This is a genomic window from Kitasatospora sp. NBC_00458 (assembly GCF_036013975.1).
Classification (GTDB): domain Bacteria; phylum Actinomycetota; class Actinomycetes; order Streptomycetales; family Streptomycetaceae; genus Kitasatospora.
In genome coordinates this window covers 2,440,989-2,463,847 of sequence record NZ_CP107904.1, presented here as the reverse complement: position 1 = coordinate 2,463,847, position 22,859 = coordinate 2,440,989, and the positions used below count along the sequence as shown (strand labels likewise).

The window sequence follows — 22,859 nt, the reverse complement described above, 5'->3', positions numbered from 1 at the left end:
GTGAGTTGCCCGATGGGCCGCTCACCCGGCCCCGCACGCTAGGCACCCCTGCACATGCGCCGAAGCACCGCAGTGACACCCGCCTTCCCCGCCCCCCGGCCGTCGGCCGACCGCAAGGTCGAAGGACGCCTCGCCGCCCTCGGCCGGTTCTGCTACCGGCAGCGGCGCTGGGTGCTCGGTTTCTGGGCGGTGGTCCTGGTCATAGGCGTGCTGATCGGCGGGCGGGTCTTCGAGGGCTCGGTGGCCGGCGCCTCCTCGGCCGCCTCGGAGGCCGACCGGGGCGGTGCGGTGGTCACCGCCGCCGACCCGGCCAGGGGCACCGTCACCGCCGTGGTGGACGGGAAACCCGTGGACGACCCGGCCGTCCGGGACGCCGTCACCCGTGCCACCGCCGAGATCGCGGCCCTCCCCGGCGTCTCCTCGGCCGTCGACGCCTACGGCTCCGGCCCGGGCGCCGCCGCCCTGCGCTCGGCCGACGGCACGGCGAGCCTGGTCTCGGTGCGGATGGCCGACTCCAGCACCGCCGCGCAGACCACCGCCGTCACCCAGCGCCTCGCGGACATCCGGGCCGACGGCGCCGCGGTGACCGTCGGCGGGGACCTCGTGCTCCAGGACGAGGTCAAGAAGCAGACCGAGAAGGACACCCGCTTCGGCGAGATCGTCACCCTGCCCGTCACCCTGGTCGTGATGGTGCTGGTCTTCGGCGGGCTGGCGGCCGCCAGCCTCCCGGTGATCGGCGCGGTCGCCTCGGTGGGCGGCGCCCTGCTGGCCATGTTCGGCTTCAGCAAGATCATGGACATCGACACCAGCGTGCTGCCGATCGCCACCGTGCTGGGCCTCGGCCTCTCCATCGACTACGCGCTGCTCATGGTGAATCGTTTCCGCGAGGAACGCGGCCACGGAGCGTCGATCGCCGCGGCCGTCGAACGGACCGCCGCCACCGCCGGCCGGACCGTCGCCTTCTCCGGCCTCACCGTCGCCGTCGCCCTCGCCGGCCTCTTCGTCTTCACCAGCCCGGTGCTCGGCGCCGTCGCCGCCGCCGGGGTGAGCGTGGTGGTGATCGCCGTCGCCGCCGCCCTCACCCTGATCCCCGCCCTGCTCGGCTTCGCCGGCGGCCGGATCAGGACACCCACCGCGCCCGTCCCCGACGAGGGCTTCTTCAGCCGCACCGTCCGCCGGGTCCGCAAGCGGGCGGTGCCCGTCGCCCTCGCCTGCACCGCCCTGCTGATGGCCGCCGGAGCCCCCTTCCTGCACGCCGAGATGCGCAACTCCGGCGCCGCCGTGCTGCCGGCCTCCTCCGCCGGCCGCCAGGTCGCCGAGACCGTCGACCAGCGCTTCCCGCAGGCCTCGGCCGCCCCGGTCACCGTCGTCGTCGAGGGCGGCGCACCGGTCGCCCAGGCCTACGCGGACGACGTGGTGGCCAAGGTCCCCGGCGTCAGCGGCGTCCGGGCGGTGAACCCGGTGAGCGACGAGGTCTCCACCATCGACGTGCTGGTGCACGGCGACCCCCAGGGCGACCAGGCCAGACACGTGGTCGAGGAGCTGCGCGCCGACCGCGGCGGGCTCACCACCCACGTCACCGGCGGCGCGGCCTCGGTGGTCGACTTCCAGCACGAACTGCTCACCCGGGGCCCGATCGCCCTCGGCCTGGTCGCGCTGGGCACGCTGATCCTGCTCTTCCTGATGACCGGCTCGGTGGTGATGCCGGTCAAGGCCCTGCTGATGAACCTGCTCTCGCTGGGCGCCTCGCTCGGCGCGCTCACCCTGGTCTTCCAGGACGGCTGGTTCAGCGGACTGCTCGGCTTCAGCCCCACCGGGGGCCTGGAGACCTTCATCCCGGTGCTGGTCTTCGCGTTCGCCTTCGGACTCTCGATGGACTACGAGGTCTTCCTGCTGGCCCGGATCAAGGAACTGCGTGACAAGGGCCACAGCTGCACCCGGGCGGTGGAGCTCGGCGTCCAGCGCAGCGGTCGGATCATCACCTCGGCGGCCCTGCTGATGGTGATCGTCTTCGCCGGGTTCGCCCTCGGCGACATGCTGATGGTCAAGCAGATGGGCATCGCGCTGGCCGTCGCCGTGGCGGTGGACGCCACCCTGGTCCGCTGCCTGCTCGTCCCCGCCACGATGAGCTTCTTCGGCGAGTTCAACTGGTGGGCGCCGGCCCCGCTGCGCCGCCTGCACGACCGGTTCGGGCTGAGCGAGCACGTCGACCTGCCGACCATCGAGCCGGCCGTCCTCCCGGCGCCGCGCGGCAGGACCGGGGCCGACCTGGCGGGCGTCGCCCCCGGGGGCTCCCGGCCCGAATGACCGGATCCGTCGTCGTCGCGGCGGTCGCCCGGGGCCCTGGCCCGTACGGCCGGCCCCGGCGGTGGTCGGGAGGGGTCCCGCCGATGACGGCGATCTCGTCGGCGAGCCGGTCCGCCTCGTCGGGGGGGGGGCGGGCGGTGAGCAGCGCGGTGACGCCCTCGGCGACCAGGCCGCGCAGGTCGTACTGTTCTGCCCATGCGACTGACCAAGTTCGGGCATGCCTGTGTACGTCTGGAGCACGAGGGGGCGACCGTCGTCGTCGACCCGGGGTCGTTCAGCGATCCGGCCGCGCTGGCCGGGGCGGACGCGGTGCTGATCACCCACGAGCACGTGGACCACTTCGAGGAGGCCCGGCTGCGTGCGGCGCTGGAGGCGGATCCGGGGCTGCGGGTCTGGACCAACGCCGCGGTGGCCGCGCAGCTGGACGGGGTGGCGTCCAGGGTCTCCGTGGTGGGGGAGGGGGACGCCTTCGAGGTCGGCGGGATCGGGGTGAGCGTGCACGGGGAGTGGCACGCGGTGATCCACCCGGAGATCCCCCGGATCGGGAACATCGGGTTCCTGTTCGACGGCCGGCTGTTCCACCCGGGGGACGCGCTGACCGTGCCGCCGCACCCGGTGGAGACGCTGCTGCTGCCGTTCGCCGCGCCGTGGACCAAGGTCGGCGAGCTGGTCGACTACGTCCGGGAGACGGGGGCGCCGCGGGCGGTGCCGGTGCACGACGCGCTGCTCAGCCCGGTGGGGCTGGCGGTGCACACCCGGCTGCTGGGGTCGGGCGGCCCGGGGACGGGCGCGGAGCTGCGGACGCTGGGCGACGGCGAGAGCCTGGACCTGGACTGAGGGCTGAGCCGCGGGGCGGGGCCGGGGGTGCGTGTCGGCTGACACGCACCCCCGGCCCGCACTTGTCAGGTGGCACGTACGCGCCGGTAGCCTGGCGCCATGCTGAAGATCGGACTGACGGGTGGCATCGGCGCCGGCAAGAGCGAGGTCTCGCGGCTGCTCGCCGCCCACGGCGCGGTGATCGTGGACTCCGACGTGATCGCCCGTGAGGTGGTCGCGCCCGGGACGGACGGGCTGAAGGCCGTGGTGGCCGAGTTCGGGGAGGGCGTGCTGACGGCGGACGGTGCGCTGGACCGGCCGGCGCTCGGTGCGGTCGTCTTCGCCGACCCGGCGCGGCTGCAGGCGCTGAACGCGATCGTCCATCCGCTGGTGCGGGCCCGCTCCGCGGAGCTGGAGGCGGCGGCCGCCCCGGACGCGGTGGTGGTGCACGACGTCCCGCTGCTCGCGGAGAACGGCCTCGCGCCGCTCTACGACCTGGTGATCGTGGTGGACGCGGCGGACGAGGTCCGGATCGACCGGCTGGTGCGGGTGCGCGGGATGGCGGAGGCGGAGGCGCGGGCCCGGATGGCGGCCCAGGCGAGCAGGGCCGACCGGCTGGCGATCGCCGACGTCGTGATCGACAACGGCGGCCCGCTGGAGGCGCTGGCTCCCCGGGTCGCTGAGGTCTGGTCGGAACTGAAGGCACGTCAAGTCTGACTTCGGGCCAGATCTGACCGAATCTGATCGAATTCGATCTGTTCAGACCGTCGATGCGGCGGAGATCATGGAGTAATGGCTGATCACATAGCTCCGGCGATCGTCCCCCTCGACCAGTACGGCCCGGCCGAGCAGGCCGAGATCCTCGGTGACGGCCCCGACCCGTACGGGGTCGCGGACGTCGGGCTGACCTGGCTCTCCAAGGAGATCCACTTCGGCGCCCGGGCGGCGGAGGACGGCCGCCTGGTCGCCCACACCGGACTCCTGCGGCTGCCGCTCACGGTGGGCGGCGTCGATCTGGACGTGATGGGCGTCGGCGGCGTCGCCGTCGCCGCCGAGCAGCGCGGGCGGGGCCTGGCGCGCGCGGTGCTCGGGGCGGCCCTGGACCACGCCCGGACGCTGGGGCTCCGCCACGCGCTGCTGTTCTGCCGGCCGCCGCTGGCCCCGCTCTACCGGCGGCTCGGCTGGCGGGAACTGCTGGAGGACGTCCACGTGGAGCAGCCGGAGGGGCGGGTCGTCCTCATGCCGCTGCGCACCATGTGGACGCCGCTGGGCGCGGGCGCGCAGTGGCCGGAGGGGCCGGTCCGGCTGCGCTCGCTGCCGATGTAGCGGGCCGGGCGGGCCGGGCGGGGCGGGCGGCAGGCTCCGCCCGGCCCGGCGGCTCACTCGGTTCGGCGGCGCGCTCCGCCCCGGCGGCTCACTCGGTCCGGCGGCTCACTCCGGCCAGTCGGAGCCCTCGATCACGTCGACGAAGTCCGTCCGCTCGAACCCCGGGCTGAACCGGGCCAGGACGTCGGCCTTGACGTTCCCGAACGCGGTCTCCGGCTTGGGCGCGATGCCCTCGTGGAACGCGCGGAGGATGCCGCGCTTGAAGTCCGGCCGGGGGTGGGCGGCCACCACCGCGTCCCGGGCGCCGACGGGCAGGTCGTGGTAGCCGATGCCGAGCACGTCCAGCTCCACGCCCGCCGTGGTGAGGGCGATCTCCGGCTCCAGGTACTCGGGGATGCCGGGGGTGGTGTGCAGGGCGATCGCCTCCCAGACCAGGCGGATCCGTTGCTCCGGCACCTGGTGCGCGCGGAGGAACGCGGCGGCCGCCTCGGCGCCGTCGACCTCGAACCGGCGGCCGGAGGAGCGGTGCCCGGGAGCGAGGCCGACGTCGTGGAACATCGCGGAGAGGTAGAGCAGCTCGGGGTCGAAGACGAGTCCGCGGCGCTGCCCCTGGAGGGCGCCGAACAGGTAGACCCGGCGCGAGTGGTGGTACAGCAGCTCGGTGGAGGTGTCCCGGACCAGCTCGGTGGCCTCGGCGGCGAGCCTGCTGTCCGGGACGGCCACCCCGGCGATCTTGGTCGGGCCGGTGGCGGTGGCGGTGGCGGGACCGGTGGCGGGACCGGTGGCGCCGGTGGTGCTGCCCGTGCTGCCCGTGGTGCCCGTGGTGCCCGTGCGGTCGGCGGTCATGCGGTCGCTCCTTCGGTTTCGGTGCGGGGGGTGGTGGTGTGTCCGACGGCGGCGGCCGCCAGGGCCCTGATCATCGGGTGGACCTGGGTGCCGTCCCCGGCCAGCTCGGGCTGGAACAGCGAGGCGAGGAAGAACGGGTGGCCCGGGAGTTCGAGGATCCGCAGCTCGCCGGAGTCGTCCACGCCGCTGAACCGCAGGCCGTGCGCGCGCAGCCGCTCCAGGTAGGCGTCGTTCAGCCCGTACGCGCAGTGGTACCGCTCCAGGGTGCGCGTGGTGCCGAGGACTCGCTCGGCGAGCGAGCCGGGGGTGATGTGCACCGTGCCCTCGTGCCCGACCAGGGAGCAGGTGAGCGGCACGATCACCCGCTCCTCCTCGTCGGGGTGGCTCTCGCCGTGCGCGGCGGCGCCGATGCCGCAGACGGCGCGCGCGTACTCCAGCACGGCGTGCTGGAAGCCGGCGCAGGTGCCGAGGAAGGGGATGCGCTGCTCGCGGGCGGTGCGGACGGCGGCCACCGCGCCCGCCTCGCTCCGGTACGGACTGCCGGGCAGCAGCCAGATCGCGTCGAAGCCGTCGAGGGCACCGGGGCCGTCGGCGTCCTCGGTGGGGATCCAGTAGGCGTCCAGGACGAGCTGTTCACGGGTGGCGAGCACGTCGAGCAGGCCGGGGACGCGGGCGTGTGAGCGGACGGCGGGCGAGCGGTCGCCGACCAGGGCGAGACGCGGGGTCCGATAGGTCATGGAGCTATCCTGACCCCGTTGCGACATCAGCGCCAACGATGATTTCTTACCTTCCGATCAGAGAGTCTGATGCCCAGTGGATCCGCAGCAGCTGCGCACCTTCGTCACGGTGGTCCGACTGGGCTCCTTCTCCGAGGCCGCCCGTGAACTCGGCTACACGCAGTCCGCCGTCTCCCAGCAGATCGCCGCGCTGGAGGCGGACCTCGGGACCGCCGTGCTCGGCCGCCGCCCGGTCGGCCCGACCGAGGCGGGCGCGCGGCTGCTGGAGCACGCCGCCCCCCTGCTGCTGCGACTCGATGCAGCGCGCGCCGACGTCGCGCGCCTGGTCGGTGCCCCGAGCGCCCGCCTGGTCGTCGGTGCCACTCCGCTGGCGGTCGGGGCGGTCCTGGGGAGCGCGCTCGCGGAGGTGCGCCGGGCGTACCCGCGGACGGACCTGACCGTCCGGGTGGTCGCCCAGGACGAGCTGCCCGCCGAGGTCGCCACCGGCGCCGTGGACCTCGCCCTGGTCGACGGCCTCGCCGCGCCCAGCGATCCGCTCCCGCTGCCGGACGTCGGCCCGCTCGGCACCGTCGCCGTCGCCGAGCAGCCGCTCGCCGTCGCCCTGCCGGCCGGCCACCCGCTGGCCGGCCGGCCCGGCCTCGCGCTGGCCGACCTGTCCGCCGCCCGCTGGCTGGACGCCCCCGGCCTGGCGCCGACCGCCGCCCGGCTGCGGGCCGCCACCGCCGTCGACGGCTTCCGCCCGGCCGCCCGCTACCTCGGCACCGACGTCCGCGGCCTGTTGGCCCTGGTCGCCTCCGGCCACGGCCTCGCCGTCCTCCCCGCCCCCGCCCTGGACGGCGCCCCCGGCGTGGTGGCCGTCCCCGTCCGGGCGCCGCGGCTGGTGCACCGGACCGAGCTGCTCCACGGCAGCCTGCCGGACGGCCCGGCGGCGGAACTGGCCCGGCTGCTCGGCGGAGCGGCGCGGCGGGACGGAGGGGCGGCGGGGGTGGCGGCGGGGAAGGCCGCGGCGGGGTGATGCAGTGGATCCCGCAGCCTCACCCGACGACGGCGGCCCCCGGGCAGCAGGGACCGGCGGTCTCGTAGCAGACGTACCCCAGGCAGCCGAGGCAGACGGAGATGTTCTCCAGTCGCCAACTCCGGCCGTGGCAGGAGCAGGTGGTCCGCTCGCGGAGCAGCGCGTCCCACCCGGCGGTGCCGCCGTTGGCCGCGAACGCGGCGGTGACGTACGCGTCGGTGGCCGGGCCGTCCGGCGCGTCCGCTCCGCCGCCGTGGCGGGCGGCGTCCAGGTGCCAGCAGTACAGGGCGAGCAGGGCCCGCCCGTCCACCAGGCGGTAGGCCGCCCGGCCGTCGTCCTCCCAGGCCCGGACCAGCCCCGCCACCCGGTCGGCGAACGGGCGAGAAGGGTCGAGGAGGGTCAGATTTCCTTGCGGTGGCTGCGAGTTGGCGCTCATGGAGATCCCCTTTCCTCGGCCCACGGTAGGACGTGCCGGGCCGGGGCCGGCCACCGGGGTGGGGGGCTCGCGGGGCGGGGTGTCCTGGCGGGGTGTCTGGAGACTCCGGGGTGTTCGGGGCGTTCGGGGCACCCGGGGGTGGAACGCCGGTCGGCGGGGCGCCGTGGGAGGGGGCCGTGCGGCGGGGTCACCGGCAGACGGTGCCCGCGGCCGGGACCCGGTCGGCGAGCAGGTACCCGTCGACCGCCTCCTTCAGGCAGGGGTTGCCGGTGTCGTAGCCGCCGTGGCCCTGGCCCTCCAGGGTGATGCCGACGCCGACGCCCTCGCCGAGCTGCCGGGCCATCGCCTGCGCGCCCTCGTACGGGGTGGCCGGGTCGCCGGTGTTGCCGACGACGAGGATCGGCGCCGATCCCGGGGCGGACACCTCGGGGTGGTCGCTCCGGCCGGGCACCGGCCAGCCGGTGCAGCCGGTCAGGCCCCAGGCGGTGAACTCGCCGAACACCGGCGAGGCCTGACGGTACGTCGGGAGCTGCGAGCGGACGTCGGCGTCGGTGTAGCGCTGCCGGTCGTCGACGCAGGTGATGGCCCGGTTGGCGGGGGCGGAGTTGTTGTAGCGGCCCTGCTGGTCGCGGCCGAGGTAGGCGTCGGCCAGTGCGAGGAGCGTGGTGCCGGTGCCCGCCCGCATCGCCTCCTGGAGCCCGACGGCGAGGGCGTTCCAGGTCTGCCGGCTGTAGAGGGAGGCGGCGATGCCGGTGACGGCGAGGTCCTGGGTGAGCTGCCGGCCGCTGTCGGTGGGCAGCGGCCGGGCGTCGAGGTCCCGCAGGAGCGCGGCGATCCGCTCCGTGCCCTCGGCGCCGCCCGGGCCGGTCGGGCAGGACGTGCCGGCCTCGGCGGCGCAGGCCTTCATGAAGTTCTCCAGGGCGAGTTGGAAGCCCTTGGTCTGGCCCAGCGAGGACTGGACCGGGTCCTTGGTCGGGTCGACCACGGCGTCCATCACCAGGTGGCCGACGTTCTGCGGGTACAGGTGGGCGTAGACGCCGCCCAGTTCGGTGCCGTAGCTGAGGCCGAAGTAGTGCAGCTTCGGGTCGCCGAGGACCTGGCGCATCAGGTCCAGGTCACGGGCGGCGGAGACGGTGTCGACGAACGGCAGGACGGGCCCGGAGTTCTGCTCGCAGGCGGCGGTGTACCGGGCGTTGGCCGCGTCCAGGGCCGTGACCTCGGCGTCGGTGTCGGGGGTGCCGTCGACGGCGGCGGAGGCGTCCGTGGCCCGGTCGTCGAGGCACCGCACACCGGCGCTGTCACCCACCCCGCGCGGGTCGAAACTCACCAGGTCGTAGCGGGTGTTGAGGTCGGCGTAGTCCTTGGCGAAGCCGGGCAGCGTGGTGACGCCCGAACCGCCGGGGCCGCCGAAGTTGTAGACCAGGGAGCCGATCCGGGGCTGCGGGCCGGTGGCCTTGGAGCGGATCAGCGCGAGGTCGACGGTCCGGCCGTCCGGTGCGGCGTAGTCCAGCGGCGCCTTGAGGGTGGCGCACTCCCAGGGCGCACCCGGGGCGGCGCCGCCGCCCTGGGCGGCGGACGGGGCCGGGCAGGTCTGCCAGGCGAGCCGCTGGCCGGTGAGCGCGGCGGGCAGGGGCGGGACGGTGGCCGGGGCGGACGCCGTGCCGGTGGTGCCGGTCGTGGCTGTCGTGCTGGTCGTGGCCGTCGCGTCCGCCGTGGCCGTCGTGGGGGAGGAGGGGGACGGGGAGGAGCCGGAGTCCGAAGAGCCGCTCGCGCAGGAGACCGCCGTGGTGAGCAGCGCCGCGGCCAGGCCCAGGGCGCCTGCGCCGCGTACGACAGAGTGCATGGGGCTTCCGTTCCTCGGACGCGGCCGGACCGGGGGGCGCCCGGGCCGTGGCGTCAGCCTAGGGACGGGGCCGGGGGGCCGCCCGCCGGGCGGCGGGGCGATCCACCGTTCGGGGTGGTGCACGATGGGTTGCCGAAGCCGCGGTGGCTCGTTGTTCCTGCCGTGAGCCCTGACACCTCCGCCCGTGGCGGCTTCCGTGAAGGAACGATTCTGCGCGCCCGGTCTACCGTAGGCGCTCGTCCTGCCGGCCCCCGGCACCTCCTCCGGGGGCGGTCATGACGTACGAGACCCCGCGCGTCCCCGCGCAGAGCGCCGCCGGGGAGGGCTGCGCGATGGCCCTCGACCTCCGGGTGGTCGTCTGCCCCGGCCTGACCGTCTCCGTGCCCGCCCGGCTGCGCTACCGCACCGCCGACCCGTACGCCGTCTTCCTGGACAACCACACCGACCTGGACGCGCCGATCACCTGGGTCTTCGCCCGCGAACTGCTCGCCGCCGGCCTGTACGGCCGGGCCGGCATCGGCAGCGTCTCCGTCCACCCCGGCGCGGGCAGGCGCTCCGGCACCGTCTTCATCACCCTCACCGGCGAGGGCAGCAGCGTCGTCCTGCGCGCCCAGGCCGAGCGGGTCAGGACGTTCCTCGCCCGGACGGAGAGCCTCGTCCCGTCCGGTCGGGAACCCACCCACCTCGACCTGGACGGCCTGCTCCGCCGCCTCTGCGACGGCGGAGCGGCCTCGCCGGGGCCGTGAAAGCGGTGACGGTGACGTGGTGGCCGTGAGCGTGGTGGCCGTGGGCGCGGTGGCAGGGAGTGTGGTGGCGGGGAGTGTGGTGACCGGGCGGCCGGTGACCGGCCCCCGCCCGTACCCGCGCCGGGCCGGTGGCCCGTCGAGCACGCCGCGCCGGGCCGGTGGCCCGTCGAGCACGCCGCGCCGGGGCCGCGCGTCGGGCAGCGCTCCGCGGGCGCGCGGCGTCCGCGGCCGTCGGGCCGGTCGGGCGCTCCCCCGCGGATCCTGCCGGGCGCCCGCTGCCGCCGTACCGGCCGACGCTGCCGGAGCACGCGCTTGCCCGGCGTCCGGCCGGGAGGTGCCCCCGCCCTCCGTGCCGCGGATGCACGCAGGCCGAGGCCCCGCGCGTTCCGTCCGACAGGATTCGAGAGAGAGGGCCTGGGCGGGGCGCGGGGGCGCCCCGAGTCACCGCTGCGCGCCCCGTTCCGGGCGCAGGGCGCGCAGCGCGAACAGCGTGGTGAGGTGCGGCGAACCGGAGTACAGCGGCAGCCCCCCGGCCCGGTAGTACGCGCAGGCGGGCCACGAGCCGTCCGCGCGCTGCGCCGCGACCAGCAGGCGGCGGCGTGCGGCCTGGTCGTCGGGGACCTCCGTGTACTCGGCGGCGATCGTCAGCAGTGCCAGGCCGAGAGGCGAGGCGGGGAACGGCCGGGAGCGTTCGGCCACCGCCTGGCGGACCGGGTCCAGCAGGGCGGTGTGCACGGCGGCCGCGCGGGCGGCGGAGTGCAACAGGGCCTCGGGGGAGGGGTGGTGGCGAGCGGCGGCGTTGCGAACCTCCACGCGGACGTACCGGAGTGTCGCCTCGGCGGCCGGGTGCGGCAACGCGTCGCGCGCGCCCGGGAGGCGGAGCGCGTGGAGGACGTTGGCCGCGGCGACGGCGTCGTTCCGGCGCCCCTGCGGCGGTACGGCCCCGTCGCTCCAGTAGACGGGCACGGGGACGGGGAGCGGTACGGGGCCGAAGCCGTCCCGCGCGCCGGCGCCCAGCAGTTCCCGGGCGGTCTCCGCGGCCCGGCCGGGGCCGGCCAGCCCGTGCCGGACCAGCCCGTCGAGGGCGACGGCGGTGCTGTCGGTGTCGGCGGGGAACGGTGTGCCCTGGGGGAAGCAGCCGTACCGGTGTCCGGCGCGGTACCGCTCGACCTGCCGGGCGAGGGCGGCGACCAGTTCGCGCTCCTCGGGCCGGTCGCCGTCCGGTGCCAGCAGCGCCAGGCCCCACATGGCGGAGAGGCCTTCGTGGACCGGTTCGAATCCGAGGTCGGTGCCGTGGGCGGCGAGCAGGTACCGGCGGGCCTCGATGCCGGTCAGCGGGGTGCGCAGATCGCGTTCCACGGAAAGGACGGTGGAGGGGAGGCCGTCGGGTCCGAGGGCCCGGTGGAGGAAGCCGAGGCCGCGTCGGACGGACGCATCCCAGGGCGATTCGTCGGCGGGCATCACGTCCCCCTTTCGCCGACCGGCTCCAGCGTAGGGCGGATCCGGTCGGCCGGGCAGGGCGTGCGCCGTCGTCGCGCGCACGCCCTGCCCGTACGCCCCGCCCGCGCGTGCCGGGGGACCCTGGGCCGGGCCATCCCGGCGGCGCGGGGCCATCCCGGGGCGGGTCACCCCGGCGGCGGGTTCACGCCCGTTCCGGGCGGCGGAAGAGGGCGGTCAGCAGGACGGGGAGGCCGAAGAGTTCCGATCCGGGGTCCTGCGGGACCATGGGGCGGATCTCGACCTCGGTGAAGTCCGAGAAGATCCAGCGCAGTTCGTCCGCCGTGAAGGCGAGCCCGCCGTCCAGTCGGCCGTTGCGGTACAGCTCGGCGTCGGGCAGCTCGGACCCCATCGCCCCGGCCGCGAAGCAGTTGACGGCGAAGTACCCGCCGGGCGCGAGGACCCGGTCGAGGAGCGCGAGGTAGCTGACCCGGCGGTGCGGCGGGAGGTGGTGCAGGCAGCCGGAGTCGTACACCACGTCGTAGCGGGCGAGCGGGAGTTCGGGGTCGAAGATGTTGCCGCAGTGGAACCGGACGGCACCGACGGCACCGACGGAACCGGCCGCAGCGCCCGCCTCGTCCGCCCGCTCCCGCGCCCAGGCGACGGCGGTCGCCGAGAGGTCGACGGCGTCCACCTCGAAGCCCCGCGACGCCAGGTGGATCGCGTTCCGCCCGGCTCCGCACCCGAGATCGAGCGCCCGGCCGCCGGGCGCGAAGAGGCCCCGGTCCAGGTAGGAGACGAGGTTCTCGTCGGGCTTGGGGACGAAGAACGGGCGGCCGGAGGACCGGTCGGCGTAGAAGTCGTCCCACCACCCCGAGGCTTCGTCGGTCCAGCGGTCGGCCTCCGGGAGGAAGAGCCGGTCGAGGAGGGCGAGGACGTCTTCTGCGGTGCGGATGTCGCGGTTCAAAGGCTGCCTCTCGGAGGGGATTCCCGGAGGTCGATCCTAGGAGTTCGAGGGCGTCCGATCACCCTCGGACCGGCTTCCCGGGAGGGCTTGTGAGGCACCCTCCGGGAGGGCCGGCGGGCCGGTCGGCGGCGGGTCCGCGGGTGGGGGCGGCGGGTCGTCCGGGCCGGTGCCGAAGGCCGGGAGGAGGCCTTCCCGGGGCGCGGTCGGGGGGCGGGATCCGGGTGCCCGGATAAACGTTCGGTCTCGTTTTCGAGGCCGGACGGCGCCGGGTCGGGCACCGTTCGGCCGGGGTGTCCGACCCGGTCGCAGGCGGGTTCGGCAGGCGGGTTCAGTCGGCGATCGCGTACCGGTAGACCGTCGACTCCCGGGCGCGGAACCCGGCCCGCTCGTAGAGGCGGTTCGCCGCCTCCCGGGAGGGACGCGAGGTCAGGTCGACCGTCCGGGCACCGGCGTCCTCCGCCAGCCGGACGGCCTCGTCGATCAGGGCCGCGCCCACCCCGTGCCCGCGCGCGGCGGCGCCCACGACGACATCCTCGACCCGCGCCCGCAGCCCGGACGGGAGCGGGAACAGGACCAGCGTCAGCATGCCGACCACCACGCCGTCGAGCCGGGCGACCAGCAGTCTGTTCGACTCACAGGCCACCAGCCGGGCGACCGCGTCGTGGTCCAGCGGTGCGGCCGTGGAGGACAGTTGGGGGAGCAGGGCGGCCAGCGCCTGCACCAGCTCGTGGTCCGCCTCGCGGACGACCTCGGTTTCGGTGCTCATGGGGCAGGACCCTAATCGGGCTCCGCGGCTGATGTGGCGGACACGGCGGAAGCGGAGGAAACGGCGGACCGGGCGGGCTCCGCCGGTGGAGCGGGTGCGCCGACGGGGGGTGCGTCGTCGTCGGCGGTTGCGCCGACGGCGGTGGGTGCGTCGACGGTGGATTCGTCGGAAACGGGTGCGGCGGACAGGAGTTCGCAGTCGGCGAAGTTCATGCAGCCGCAGGCGAGGCAGGCGGCGACGGCCGCCCGCAGGTGCAGGGTCTCGCGGACCACCCGGTCGAGTTCGGGCAGCTTGCGTTCGGCCAGTTCGCGCCAGTGCCGGGTGGCGGCCCCGTCGGGGGAGTCGTCCAGCAGCCGGCGGATCTCGGCGAGCTTGAACCCCGCGCGCTGGGACATCCGGATCAGGGCGATGCGCCGCAGCGTGGCGGCCGGCCAGACCCGGCGACCGCCCTCGCGGCGGGCGGCGGGCAGCAGCCCGAGGCTCTCGTAGTAGCGCAGGGCGGACGGCCGCAGGCCCGCCTGGCGCGCCAACTCCCCGATGCCGACGTAGCGCACCGCATCCCCCCGTGCCCGGACTTCCCCGTGGTTGACTTCAAGCGCACGTGAACCGCTTGCCTGGCCCGCATGATCTCATCCGCCCGACTGCTCTCCCGGCTGCCCCGGGAGTACCGGCCGCTGTTCGCACACGGTCCGTTCCGTCGCCTGCTGCCCGCCTTCGCGGTGTCCGACCTCGGTGACGGGATGAGCGTGGTCGCGGTGGCGTGGCTCGCGCTGCAGCTGGCCCCGCCCGGCGCGCCCGGACTGCTGGTCGTCGCCGCCGTCGCCGCCTACGTCCTGCCGGGCGCCGTCGGCGGGCTGCTGCTGGGCCGGTGGCTGCGCGGCCTGCCCGCGCGGCGGCTGATCCGCGCCGACGCCTGGACCCGCGCCGTCCTCCTCGGCTGCGTGCCGGTCGCGTGGGTGCTCGGCCTGCTCGGTCCGGTGCTCTACCTGGCGCTGCTGGCCGGCTCCTCCCTGCTGCACGCCTGGGGCAGCAGCGCCAAGTACGCGCTGGTGGCGGAGGCGGTACCGGCCGGGCAGCGGCTGGCGGCGAACGCGCTGCTGAGCACGAGCACCTGGGTCGCCACCATCGCCGGACCGGCGCTCGCCGGCGCCCTGGCGGCGGCCGTCGCCCCGGCCTGGCTGATCGGGCTGGACGCGCTCTCCTTCGCCGTCCTCGCCGTCCGCGCGGGCCATCCGCGCGGGGGCGGGGGCGGGGTCGCGGCGTCGGGCGGCTCGTCGGACGTGGGCGCCGGTGCCCGGCCGGGTGGTCCGTGCGAGGCCTGTGGGGCTGTCGGGTTGGTCGGTTCCGGCCCGGGTGGGGGCGGGGATGTCGGGTCGGTCGACTCGTCAGGCGCCGGGTCTGGGCCCGGTGTGGCCGGGGGCGGGGATGTCGGGTCGGGTGGCTCGTCCGGCGTCCGCGCGGTTGCCGTGTCGGGCCCTGACCCGGGTGCGGGCGCGGCCGTCGGGTTCGGGGGTTCTCCGGTTGTCGCGTCGGGCGTCGGTGCGGACGCGGACACGGGCGGGGTTGCCGTGTCGGGTGGTTCCTCGGACGCCGGGTCGGGATCCGGCGTGCGCACGGGCGCGGCCGCCCGGCCGGGTGGCCCCTCGGACGCGGTGCCGGGGGCAGGTCCGTGTGCGGGCGCGGAGGCAGGGCCGGACGGCGCCCCGCGGTCGGCGCCGGGCGCCGGACCCCGCCGCTCCGGCGAGGGCCTGCGCGCCCTGCGGGCCCGGCCGGACCTGCTCGCGCTGCTGGCGGTGACCTGGCTGTTCAACCTGTTCTACGGCCCGGTCGAGGTCGCCCTGCCGCTGTTCGTCGGCCAGGACCTGCACGCCGGTCCGGGAGTCCTCGGCCTGTACTGGATGGCCTTCGGCCTCGGCGCGGCCCTCGGCACCGTGGCCGTCGGCGCGCTGCGGCGGCTGCCGGTGTGGCCGGTCCTGCTGGGCATCGTCGCCGGTCACGGCCTGGCCATGCTGCCCTTCGCCCTGCACGGGCCGGGCTGGCCGTCGATCGCCGGCTTCGCCCTGGCCGGGGTGGTCTACGGCCCGTACAGCGCGCTGGCGCTCAGCCTGTTCCAGGACCGCACTCCGCCGGCCGCGCTGACCGCCGTCCTCGCCCTGCGCTCCTCCGTCCTGCTGACGGCGGGTCCGACGGGCACCGCGCTGGGCGGCCCGCTGACCGCAGCCCTCGGCCCGCGCCCGGTCCTGGTGGGCACGGGCCTCGCCATGGTCGCCGTCGCGGTCGCCGCGGCCGCGTTGCGGGCCCGTGCCCGGGCGGACGCCGGTGGCGCCGCGGTCCGCCGCACGCCGCGGGCCCCGCGCCCGTACGGTCGCTGAGGGCCGCGGCGGCCGGGCCGGGTGGCGGCCGCGCGTCGCGTCGCCGGACGGGTGCCCGCGGAGTGCAGCGGGGCGTTCTCCAGCCGGGCAGAGCGCGGGACGCCCACCGGCGTGCAGGCGGACGCCCGCTGGTGGGTCCGGCGAAGCCCCGTGGAGCCCTGCGCAGGAAGTCGGACCGGCCGACTTCCTGCGCAGGGCCGCGTGCCGCCGTGCCCGCTCCCCACGGACGCGGTCCGCTGCCGTTCGTACGGTCCGCCGAGCCACGTCGATCCGGGCGGCGGGCGAACCCGGAGCGGGCCCCGAGCAGCAGGGCCGTACGGGCGCGGGCGGGTGGCGGTGGCGGTCCGGACCACGCTGCACACCTCCGGTCCCGGTCGGTCCTGACCGGCCCTGACCTGCGGCACGGAGACTTCACGAGAGTCGGGGCATGAGTCGTCGGGCCCGACGAGACCGCGACGCCCCGCCGGCGGAACCGGCCGGTTCCACCGGCTGAGGGTGCGGCCCGAGTCGACCCGGCCTCCGAACCGCCTCCACGCCCGCGCTCCGAGCCTCACGCCTGCGACGAGCACGTCTCCGCGGCGGCGGGAGGGGCGTGGTGCGGCGGCCCGACAACCTCGGCGAGGTACCGGAAGCGTGTGGCAGAGGATCGGGTGCAGGCAAGGCCGGTGGGCGGCGGCCCGTGCGGGCTGCCGCCGCCCACCTGTCGGCAGGCGCGGAGGATCCTGCACCGCTTCGTGCGGGCGACGGTGTGCTCGACGCGGGCGCGCACGCGTCGGCCGGGCGCTTCCCGGTACGGGCCGGGCGCCGGCGACCGCGGGGCGGGTGGCGCCGTCGACGAGGACCCGTAGTTCGCCGGCTCGGTCCGAAGCACCCACCCCTACCCGGGGAATCCCCCGTGCCCGGACCCGGAGCAAGCCTCAGCGGTGTTCGGCCAGGTCGGGGTCGTGCTCGGGCCGGGCGGCCGGTGGCTGCCCGGCGACCGGTCGCGGGCGCAGCCGGGCGAGGGCCGCGGCGGCGCCGAGCAGGGCGACCAGGGCGCAGAGTTGCGTCCCGTGGTTCATCGCGGTGGTGAACGCCTGGTCCGCGGCGTCGAGCAGTCGGCCGCTCGCGTCGGGGGGCAGCCCGGCGGCGGTCAGGTGGGCGGACGTCAGGTCCTCGGCGGCCGGTGCGGGCGCGTCCGGCAGGGCGGTGGCGAGTTGCGACCGGTAGGAGGCGGAGACGACGGTGCCGATGACCGCGATGCCCAGGGCGCCGCCCAGTTCGCGGACCACGCTGTTCACCGCGCTCGCCATCGGTGACTTCTCGCGGGGCACGGCGGCCACGGTCGCGGTGCTGGCGGGCGCCATGACGAGGCCCATGCCCGCACCGACGGCTCCCATGGTGAGCGCGAGCACGGCGAACGGCGTGGTGACGGTGATGAGGGAGAGGCCGCCGAGTCCGGCGGCCATGACGGCGAGTCCGGCGGCGACGGTGTTCCGGGGGCCGAACCGGGTGGCGGTGCGGTCGCTGGTGCCGGCGGTGGCCGCCATCGACAGCGCGAACGGCAGGGCTCCGAGTCCGGCCTCGAACGGGCTGAACCCGTGGACGAGTTGCAGGTACTGGGTGTAGCCGAAGAGCAGGCCGAACAGGGCGAAGAAGGTGATCCCGAGGATGCCGCCGGCGACGCTGAACGTCCGGTCGGCGAACAGTCGCACGTCGACCATCGGGTGGGCGGTGCGCAGTTCCCAGAGGGTGAACGCGGTGAGCAGCAGGGCTGCCCCGGCGGCCTCGACCGCGGTGGTGGCCGTCAGCCAGCCGCGTTCGGGGCCCTGGACGATCACGTCGACGAGGGCCGCCAGGCCGGTGGCGGAGAACAGCAGGCCGGGGACGTCGAGGCGTCCGGTGCGGCGGCCCGGCAGGGCGGGGACGAGGAGCAGGACGGCGGTGAGTGCGACGGCGGCCAGCGGCACGTTGATCCAGAAGACGCTGCCCCAGGCGAAGTGGTCGAGCAGCAGCCCGCCGGTGACCGGACCGGCGACGATGCCGATGCCGGCGGTCGCGGACCAGACGGCGATGGCCCGGCCGCGTTCGCGGGGGCCGAACAGCGCCACGATGACGGAGAGGGTGGCCGGCATGACGAAGGCCGCTCCCAGCCCCATCACCGCGCGGAACGCGACGAGTTGCCCGGTCGAGTCGGACAGCGCGGCCGCCGCCGACGCCGCGGCGAGCACCGTCAGACCGCCGACCAGGGCGCGGCGGTGCCCGAACCGGGCGCCGAGGCTGCCCGCGGTGATGAGCGCCGCGGCGAAGACCAGGGTGTAGGCGTTGTTGATCCACTGGAGGTCGGCGGTGGAGGCCGACAGCGCCCCGGCGAGTGCGGGCAGGGCGGTGTTGAGCACGGTGTTGTCGATGGTGGTGACGACCAGTGCCAGGCAGAGCGCCGCCAGTGCGGGTTTGCGGCGCGGGTGACCTGACTCCGGGACGGGTGCGGCCTCGGTGCCCATGGTGTCCTTACGATCGTAAGCTTACAACTGTGAGCTTTCGATTCGGGACGGTACCGCGATCGGCTAACAGCTGTAAAGTCGAGCGCATGAACAAGGCCCCCACCGCTGCCGACCACCCCGCCGACCAGCGCGAGGAGGCCTCCGCCCGGCCCCGGAACCGGCGCGGCCAGGGCCTGCTGCTGCGCGAGGAGATCATCCGCGCGGCGACCGCCCTCATCGTGCGCACCGGCTCGGACCAGGCGGTCACCCTGCGGTCCGTGGCCCGCGAGGTCGGCATCGCCGCACCCTCGATCTACGCGCACTTCCCCGACCGGGACGCCATCGTCGAAGCGGTCGTCGTCGAGGCGATCACGCAGCTCCAGCAGACGATCGGCGCCGCCGTCGCAGCGCACGACGACCCGGTCGAAGCGCTGCTCGCGGGCTGCGCCGCCTACGTCGACTTCGGCGTCCGCGAACCCGCCCGCTACCGCGTCCTCTTCGGCTGGGCCCGCCCCAAGCCCGAAGCGCCCGCCGACGACGCCTCCGGCCGCCAGGGGCTCGACGCCTTCCAGATGCTCGTCGACAGCGTCGACGCCTGCGTGCGGGCCGGGCGCTCGTCCAGCACCGACCCCTTCGGCGACGCCGTGGCGCTCTGGACGGCCCTCCACGGCCAGGTCACCCTCCGGGCCGACCTCCCCGGCTTCCCCTGGCCCCCCACCGACACCGTCGAGCAGATGGCCCGCCGCCTCGGCCGGATCAACCCCTGAGGCGCGCCTCGTGGGGCGGGTCGGAGGGGGTTGTGGCGGCGCCCGTCGTACGGCTCGGGTGGATGCGTGCCGGGTGGGGCGGGGCCTGCGCAGGAAGTCGGCGCGTCCGACTTTTCGTGCAGGGCAGGGTGGGCTCGTGGGGCGGGTCGGACGAGCCTGCGGCGGCGCCCGTCGTACGGCTCGGGGGCGTGGGAGGGCGGGGCCTGCGCAGAAGGTCGGCGGGTCCGACTTTTCGTGCAGGGCCCCGGGCGGCGGGTGGTGGTCAGTAGGGTCGGGCGTGTGGAGAGCGTGCGCGTGGTGCTGATCGGGGGGACGTCGAACACCGGGAAGTCGACCGTCGCCCGGCTGGTGGCGGACCGGCTCGGGTTCGAGTGTCGGTCGACGGACGAGCTGGCGCGGCACCCGGGGCGGCCCTGGCCGACGCCGACGTGGGAGGTGCCGGTGCACGTCGCCGAGCACTACCGCTCGCTCACGGTGGAGGAGTTGATCGCCTCCGTCCTCGACCACCACGGGCGGCTGTGGCCCCGGATCGAGGAGCTGGTCACAGCTCGGGCGGCGCAGGACGGTGGAACGGGCCTCGTGCTGGAGGGGTCGGCGCTGCGCCCGGCCGCCGTCGCGCGGCTCGCCGCCCCGCGCACGGCGGCGGTGTGGCTCACCGCGGACGAGGATGTGCTCCGCGACCGGATGCACGCGGCCTGCCGCTACGCCGAGGCCACCGCGGACGGCCGGTACCTGGTGGACAAGTTCCTGGCGCGGGCGGTGCGCTTCCAGGAGCTGATGGTGGCCGAGGCCTGCGCGCTGGGCCTGGAGTGCATCGACACGGGCGGCGGCCGGTCGGCCGCGGAGGTGGCGGACGCGGTCCGGGCGTCCGCCGTCGCATAGCCGGGCGCCCCCGGCGGGTACCCGGAGCGGTGACGGGGTACCGGGTATCGGGAACCGGGGAACGACTCACCAGGGAGAGCGTGTTGGCCTACCGCGGCTTGATCGTCGACTTCGCGGGCGTGCTGAGCACCCCGCTCGGGCTGTCCGTGCGCGCGTGGTGCGAGCGGCAGGGGCTGGCGGCCGACGCGTGGCGCCGCGCGCTCGTCGAGGACCCGGCCGGGCGGGCGCTGTACGGGGAGCTGGAGCTGGGCCGGATCTCCCAGGCGGAGTGGAACCGGCGGACGGCGGAGCTGCTCGGCGGCATCGAGCACGAGGACCTGATGGGCCGGGCCCACGCCGAGGTGCGGGCCGTGCCGGAGATGGTGGCGCTGGTGGAGGAGGCCCGCCGGGCGGGTCTGGCGGTGGCGCTGCTGTCGAACTCGTACGGGGTGGATCCGTACAACCCCTATGTGGCGACCGGCGTGTGGGACCTCTTCGACGTGCGGGTGATCAGCGGCGAAGTGGGCCTGGCCAAGCCCGACCCGGCGATCTTCCGGCTCACGCTGGAGCGGATGGGCCTGGCGGGGGAGGACTGCGTCTTCGTCGACGACTACCCCGCGAACCTCGTCCCGGCAGAGGAGTTGGGCATCGCCACCGTGCACGCGGACGGCCCCGGCGCCGCGGCGAGGGCGGCCCGGCTGCTGGGCTTGCCGACGGTGGCCGATCCGGCTGACACGGTCGACGCGGCTGACGCGGCTGACGCGGTTGACGTCGCCGAGCCGGCCGGGCCGACCGGGCGCGATCAGGCGTAGCGCGCCGCCAGGGCCCGCGCGGTCGCGGCGATCCGCTCCCGCAGCTCCGGCGGTGCGAGCACCTCCACCTCCCCTCCGAGGCGCAGCAGTTCGGACTCCGCGTGGGCGAGGCTCTCGATCGGGACGACCGCCCGGACCCGGCCGTCCGGCTGCGGAACGCCCCGGTCCAGCGCGTCGAGGACGGCCTGCACCGCGAAGTCCCGGAACCGGGCGACACCGGCCGGGGAGACGAGGAGCTCGGCCTCGCCCTGCCACAGCCGCTCCTGCAGCCGCTCGGTGTGGGCCTGCCAGTGCCGGACCAGGTCGAAGCCGGCGGGCGGTGTGAACGGTTCGTCCAGCGGCTCCAGGTCGAGGATCTGGCCGATCCGGTAGGTGCGCGGCCCGGCGCCGCCGTCGACGCCCGCGACGGTGTACCAGCGGCCGGCCTTCAGCACGACGCCGTACGGCTCCAGCCGCCGCTCCACGATCTCCGGGGCGTACCAGCGGCGGTAGCGCACCAGCACGGCCCGCCGCTGCCACACCGCGGCGGCCACCGCCGGCAGGTGCGGCGCCTCGTCCGCCTTCCGGTACCAGCCGGGGGCGTCCAGGTGGAAGCGCTCGCGGACCCGCCGGCTCTGCTCCTGGAGCTCGGCGGGGAGGGCCGCCTGGATCTTCAGTTCGGCGGCGGCGAGCACCGAGCCCAGCCCCAGTTCGGCGGCCGGACCCGGCAGGCCCGCGAGGAAGAGGGCCTCCGCCTCGGGGCCGGTGAGGCCGGTCAGCCGGGTGCGGTAGCCGTCCACCAGGGCGTAGCCGCCGTCGTGCCCGGCCTCCCCGTACACCGGGACGCCCGCGGCGCTCAACGCCTCGACGTCGCGGTAGACCGTGCGCACCGACACCTCCAGCTCGGCGGCGAGCTCGGCGGCGGTCAGCCGTCCCCGGTTCTGGAGCAGGAGCAGGAGGGAGAGGAGGCGGCCGGCGCGCATGGCCGCAAACGTACGGCATCCACTGACAGGAGCTGTCAGGGGAAGATGCACTTCACCCGGCGGCCGGAAGCGGTCGGCGGCGGGTAGCGGGGAGTGGTGGGGAACGGCGGGGCCCGCTGTGCGGGCCCGGCGCCGGATGGGGCGCCGGGCCTGCTGGGTCGGTCAGGGGTGGGTGGGGAGTTCGCCGGTGTGGATGGCGGTGATGAAGGCCTGCCAGGCGGTGGTGGTGAAGGCGAGGGTGGGCCCGTCGGGGTCCTTGCTGTCGCGGACGGGGACGGTGTCGGTCAGGCCGTCGGCGACCTCGATGCAATCGCCGCCCTCGCCGCCGCTGTAGCTGCTCTTGCGCCACCTCAGGTCAGTCGCCATCTCCGTAGCCCTTCGTAGAGAGTTTGTGCATCCAGGACACAGAGTCCTCGGGGGTCATCGCCGCAGCGGTCAGCTTCTCGAAGACGGCTTCATGCCGCGCGATGTCCGCTTCCTTTTCCAGATAGAGACCACTGGTCAGGGCCTCGATGTAGACGATGTCGCCTGGAACGTCGGAATAGGAGAGAATTCGAAAAGCCATACTCATCGCTGGATGCGCGCCGGCGTTGAACGGGAGCACCTGGAGAGTGACGTTGGGCAGCTGGGACATCCTCAGGAGGTGTCCCAGCTGGTGAGTCATAACCTCCGCGCCGCCGACCGGGCGACGGAGGACAGCCTCGGATAGAACTGCCCATATGGCCGTGGGGTTGGGCCGGTGAATGATTTCCTGGCGCTGCATTCGCAGCTTGGCCCGGCGGTCGACGATCTCATCGATGCCGTCGTTGCGCCCTGCCAGCGAGGAACGGAACACTGCGCGGGCGTAGTCCGGCGTCTGGAGAAGTCCCGGGATCAACTCGGTCTCGTAAGTCCGGATCCTGGCTGCGTCCGACTCCAGGCCGACATAGGTCTGGAACCAGTCCGGCAGGGCATCGCCGTAGTCGTGCCACCAGCCGCGCTGGGTGCTGCGCCGGGTCAGCGAGATGAACTGGTGCAGTTCTGCTTCGTCGGCTACGCCGTACAGTTCGAGTAGCGCGCGGACGTCCGTTTCCTTCAGCGTCGTCTGGCCTGACTCGATGCGCGAGACCTTGGCCGCACTGAACCCGAGTGCGTCGGCGACCGACTTCGCCTGGAGCCCGGCTTGCTCGCGCAGTCGACGCAACTCGGAACCGAGCCTACGTCGGAGCACGGTCGGGCTGTCCACTCTCGCTTCTCCCTCTCGGTTGACGTCGGGTCACAGTCTGCCACCTCCTCTCGTGATCTCAAGAGTCTTACCAGCTCATGCAATTCCACGATCGTGTACTTGCATGACGCTCGTCGATGGGGGCACTCTACAGGCAGTAACTCGACGGTTCGTCTG

Annotated in this window: 22 protein-coding genes and 1 pseudogene; 10 read left to right on the top strand and 13 right to left on the bottom strand. The window is 75.2% G+C overall.

Going from position 1 to position 22,859, the window contains the following annotated elements:
- Nucleotides 1–54: 54 nt before the first annotated feature.
- The 4 genes from OG550_RS09575 to OG550_RS09560 all read left to right on the top strand — a co-directional run bounded on the left by OG550_RS09575 (nt 55) and on the right by OG550_RS09560 (nt 4,449).
- Nucleotides 55–2,307: an MMPL family transporter gene (locus OG550_RS09575; RefSeq protein WP_327676262.1), complete on the top strand. Its 2,253-nt coding sequence runs from the start codon at nt 55–57 to the stop codon at nt 2,305–2,307.
- A 195-nt stretch (nt 2,308–2,502) separates the two neighbouring features.
- Nucleotides 2,503–3,144, top strand: a complete 642-nt coding sequence (locus tag OG550_RS09570) for an MBL fold metallo-hydrolase (protein WP_327676261.1) — start codon at nt 2,503–2,505, stop codon at nt 3,142–3,144.
- 99 nt (nt 3,145–3,243) lie between these two features.
- On the top strand, nt 3,244–3,840 hold the full coding sequence (gene coaE, locus OG550_RS09565; protein WP_327676260.1) for a dephospho-CoA kinase: 597 nt from the start codon (nt 3,244–3,246) through the stop codon (nt 3,838–3,840).
- A gap of 75 nt (nt 3,841–3,915) precedes the next feature.
- Nucleotides 3,916–4,449, top strand: coding sequence for a GNAT family N-acetyltransferase (locus tag OG550_RS09560; RefSeq protein WP_327676259.1), 534 nt, complete (start codon nt 3,916–3,918; stop codon nt 4,447–4,449).
- Between the two features lie 105 nt (nt 4,450–4,554).
- Here OG550_RS09560 and OG550_RS09555 read toward each other — a convergent pair whose 3' ends face one another.
- A complete protein-coding gene (locus OG550_RS09555) occupies nt 4,555–5,295 on the bottom strand; it encodes an HD domain-containing protein (RefSeq protein WP_327676258.1) in 741 nt (246 codons plus the stop codon).
- On the bottom strand, nt 5,292–6,032 hold the full coding sequence (locus OG550_RS09550) for a CTP synthase C-terminal region-related (seleno)protein (protein WP_327676257.1): 741 nt from the start codon (nt 6,030–6,032) through the stop codon (nt 5,292–5,294). Before OG550_RS09550 ends, OG550_RS09555 begins: the two co-directional genes overlap by 4 nt.
- Before the next feature lie 76 nt (nt 6,033–6,108).
- On the opposite strand from OG550_RS09550, the gene OG550_RS09545 reads away from it, so the two are divergent.
- Complete coding sequence (locus OG550_RS09545; protein WP_327676256.1) at nt 6,109–7,047, top strand: LysR family transcriptional regulator; 939 nt, start codon at nt 6,109–6,111, stop codon at nt 7,045–7,047.
- A gap of 19 nt (nt 7,048–7,066) precedes the next feature.
- Here OG550_RS09545 and OG550_RS09540 read toward each other — a convergent pair whose 3' ends face one another.
- Both OG550_RS09540 and OG550_RS09535 read right to left on the bottom strand, forming a co-directional pair.
- Complete coding sequence (locus OG550_RS09540; protein ID WP_327676255.1) at nt 7,067–7,483, bottom strand: hypothetical protein; 417 nt, start codon at nt 7,481–7,483, stop codon at nt 7,067–7,069.
- A gap of 187 nt (nt 7,484–7,670) precedes the next feature.
- A complete protein-coding gene (locus OG550_RS09535) occupies nt 7,671–9,326 on the bottom strand; it encodes an alpha/beta hydrolase (RefSeq protein ID WP_327676254.1) in 1,656 nt (551 codons plus the stop codon).
- 275 nt (nt 9,327–9,601) lie between these two features.
- Between OG550_RS09535 and OG550_RS09530 the strand changes: the two genes are divergently transcribed.
- On the top strand, nt 9,602–10,072 hold the full coding sequence (locus tag OG550_RS09530; RefSeq protein WP_327676253.1) for an SsgA family sporulation/cell division regulator: 471 nt from the start codon (nt 9,602–9,604) through the stop codon (nt 10,070–10,072).
- Between the two features lie 441 nt (nt 10,073–10,513).
- Here OG550_RS09530 and OG550_RS09525 read toward each other — a convergent pair whose 3' ends face one another.
- The 4 genes from OG550_RS09525 to OG550_RS09510 all read right to left on the bottom strand — a co-directional run bounded on the left by OG550_RS09525 (nt 10,514) and on the right by OG550_RS09510 (nt 13,796).
- The gene (locus OG550_RS09525) at nt 10,514–11,533 is read right to left on the bottom strand and encodes a hypothetical protein (RefSeq protein WP_327676252.1); all 1,020 of its coding nucleotides are present in this window, start codon (nt 11,531–11,533) and stop codon (nt 10,514–10,516) included.
- A gap of 181 nt (nt 11,534–11,714) precedes the next feature.
- Nucleotides 11,715–12,476, bottom strand: a complete 762-nt coding sequence (locus OG550_RS09520) for a class I SAM-dependent methyltransferase (RefSeq protein WP_327676251.1) — start codon at nt 12,474–12,476, stop codon at nt 11,715–11,717.
- Nucleotides 12,477–12,804: 328 nt separating this feature from the next.
- Nucleotides 12,805–13,242: a GNAT family N-acetyltransferase gene (locus tag OG550_RS09515; protein ID WP_327676250.1), complete on the bottom strand. Its 438-nt coding sequence runs from the start codon at nt 13,240–13,242 to the stop codon at nt 12,805–12,807.
- Nucleotides 13,243–13,253: 11 nt separating this feature from the next.
- A complete protein-coding gene (locus OG550_RS09510; protein ID WP_327676249.1) occupies nt 13,254–13,796 on the bottom strand; it encodes a MerR family transcriptional regulator in 543 nt (180 codons plus the stop codon).
- Between the two features lie 69 nt (nt 13,797–13,865).
- On the opposite strand from OG550_RS09510, the gene OG550_RS09505 reads away from it, so the two are divergent.
- Nucleotides 13,866–15,614 (top strand): MFS transporter, encoded by a 1,749-nt coding sequence (locus OG550_RS09505; protein WP_327676248.1) that lies wholly within the window; start codon nt 13,866–13,868, stop codon nt 15,612–15,614.
- A gap of 679 nt (nt 15,615–16,293) precedes the next feature.
- On the opposite strand, the pseudogene OG550_RS32775 reads toward OG550_RS09505, so the two are convergent.
- A pseudogene (locus tag OG550_RS32775) lies at nt 16,294–16,398 on the bottom strand (IS5/IS1182 family transposase); the annotation flags it as partial.
- 133 nt (nt 16,399–16,531) lie between these two features.
- On the bottom strand, nt 16,532–18,097 hold the full coding sequence (locus OG550_RS09500) for an MFS transporter (protein ID WP_327676247.1): 1,566 nt from the start codon (nt 18,095–18,097) through the stop codon (nt 16,532–16,534).
- Between the two features lie 86 nt (nt 18,098–18,183).
- Here OG550_RS09500 and OG550_RS09495 point away from each other — a divergent pair, with 86 nt between their 5' ends.
- The 3 genes from OG550_RS09495 (at nt 18,184) to OG550_RS09485 (ending at nt 20,516) form a co-directional block, all read left to right on the top strand.
- The gene (locus OG550_RS09495; RefSeq protein ID WP_327676246.1) at nt 18,184–18,843 is read left to right on the top strand and encodes a TetR/AcrR family transcriptional regulator; all 660 of its coding nucleotides are present in this window, start codon (nt 18,184–18,186) and stop codon (nt 18,841–18,843) included.
- A gap of 279 nt (nt 18,844–19,122) precedes the next feature.
- The gene (locus OG550_RS09490; RefSeq protein WP_442905966.1) at nt 19,123–19,725 is read left to right on the top strand and encodes a hypothetical protein; all 603 of its coding nucleotides are present in this window, start codon (nt 19,123–19,125) and stop codon (nt 19,723–19,725) included.
- A gap of 80 nt (nt 19,726–19,805) precedes the next feature.
- Nucleotides 19,806–20,516: an HAD family hydrolase gene (locus OG550_RS09485; RefSeq protein WP_327676245.1), complete on the top strand. Its 711-nt coding sequence runs from the start codon at nt 19,806–19,808 to the stop codon at nt 20,514–20,516.
- Here OG550_RS09485 and OG550_RS09480 read toward each other — a convergent pair.
- The 3 genes from OG550_RS09480 to OG550_RS09470 all read right to left on the bottom strand — a co-directional run bounded on the left by OG550_RS09480 (nt 20,507) and on the right by OG550_RS09470 (nt 22,703).
- A complete protein-coding gene (locus OG550_RS09480) occupies nt 20,507–21,478 on the bottom strand; it encodes a helix-turn-helix transcriptional regulator (protein WP_327676244.1) in 972 nt (323 codons plus the stop codon). The two genes, OG550_RS09485 and OG550_RS09480, sit on opposite strands and share 10 nt — an antisense overlap.
- A gap of 162 nt (nt 21,479–21,640) precedes the next feature.
- Complete coding sequence (locus OG550_RS09475) at nt 21,641–21,844, bottom strand: DUF397 domain-containing protein (protein WP_327676243.1); 204 nt, start codon at nt 21,842–21,844, stop codon at nt 21,641–21,643.
- Complete coding sequence (locus OG550_RS09470; protein ID WP_327676242.1) at nt 21,834–22,703, bottom strand: helix-turn-helix domain-containing protein; 870 nt, start codon at nt 22,701–22,703, stop codon at nt 21,834–21,836. The genes OG550_RS09475 and OG550_RS09470 overlap by 11 nt, the downstream gene beginning before the upstream one ends.
- Nucleotides 22,704–22,859 lie beyond the last annotated feature (156 nt).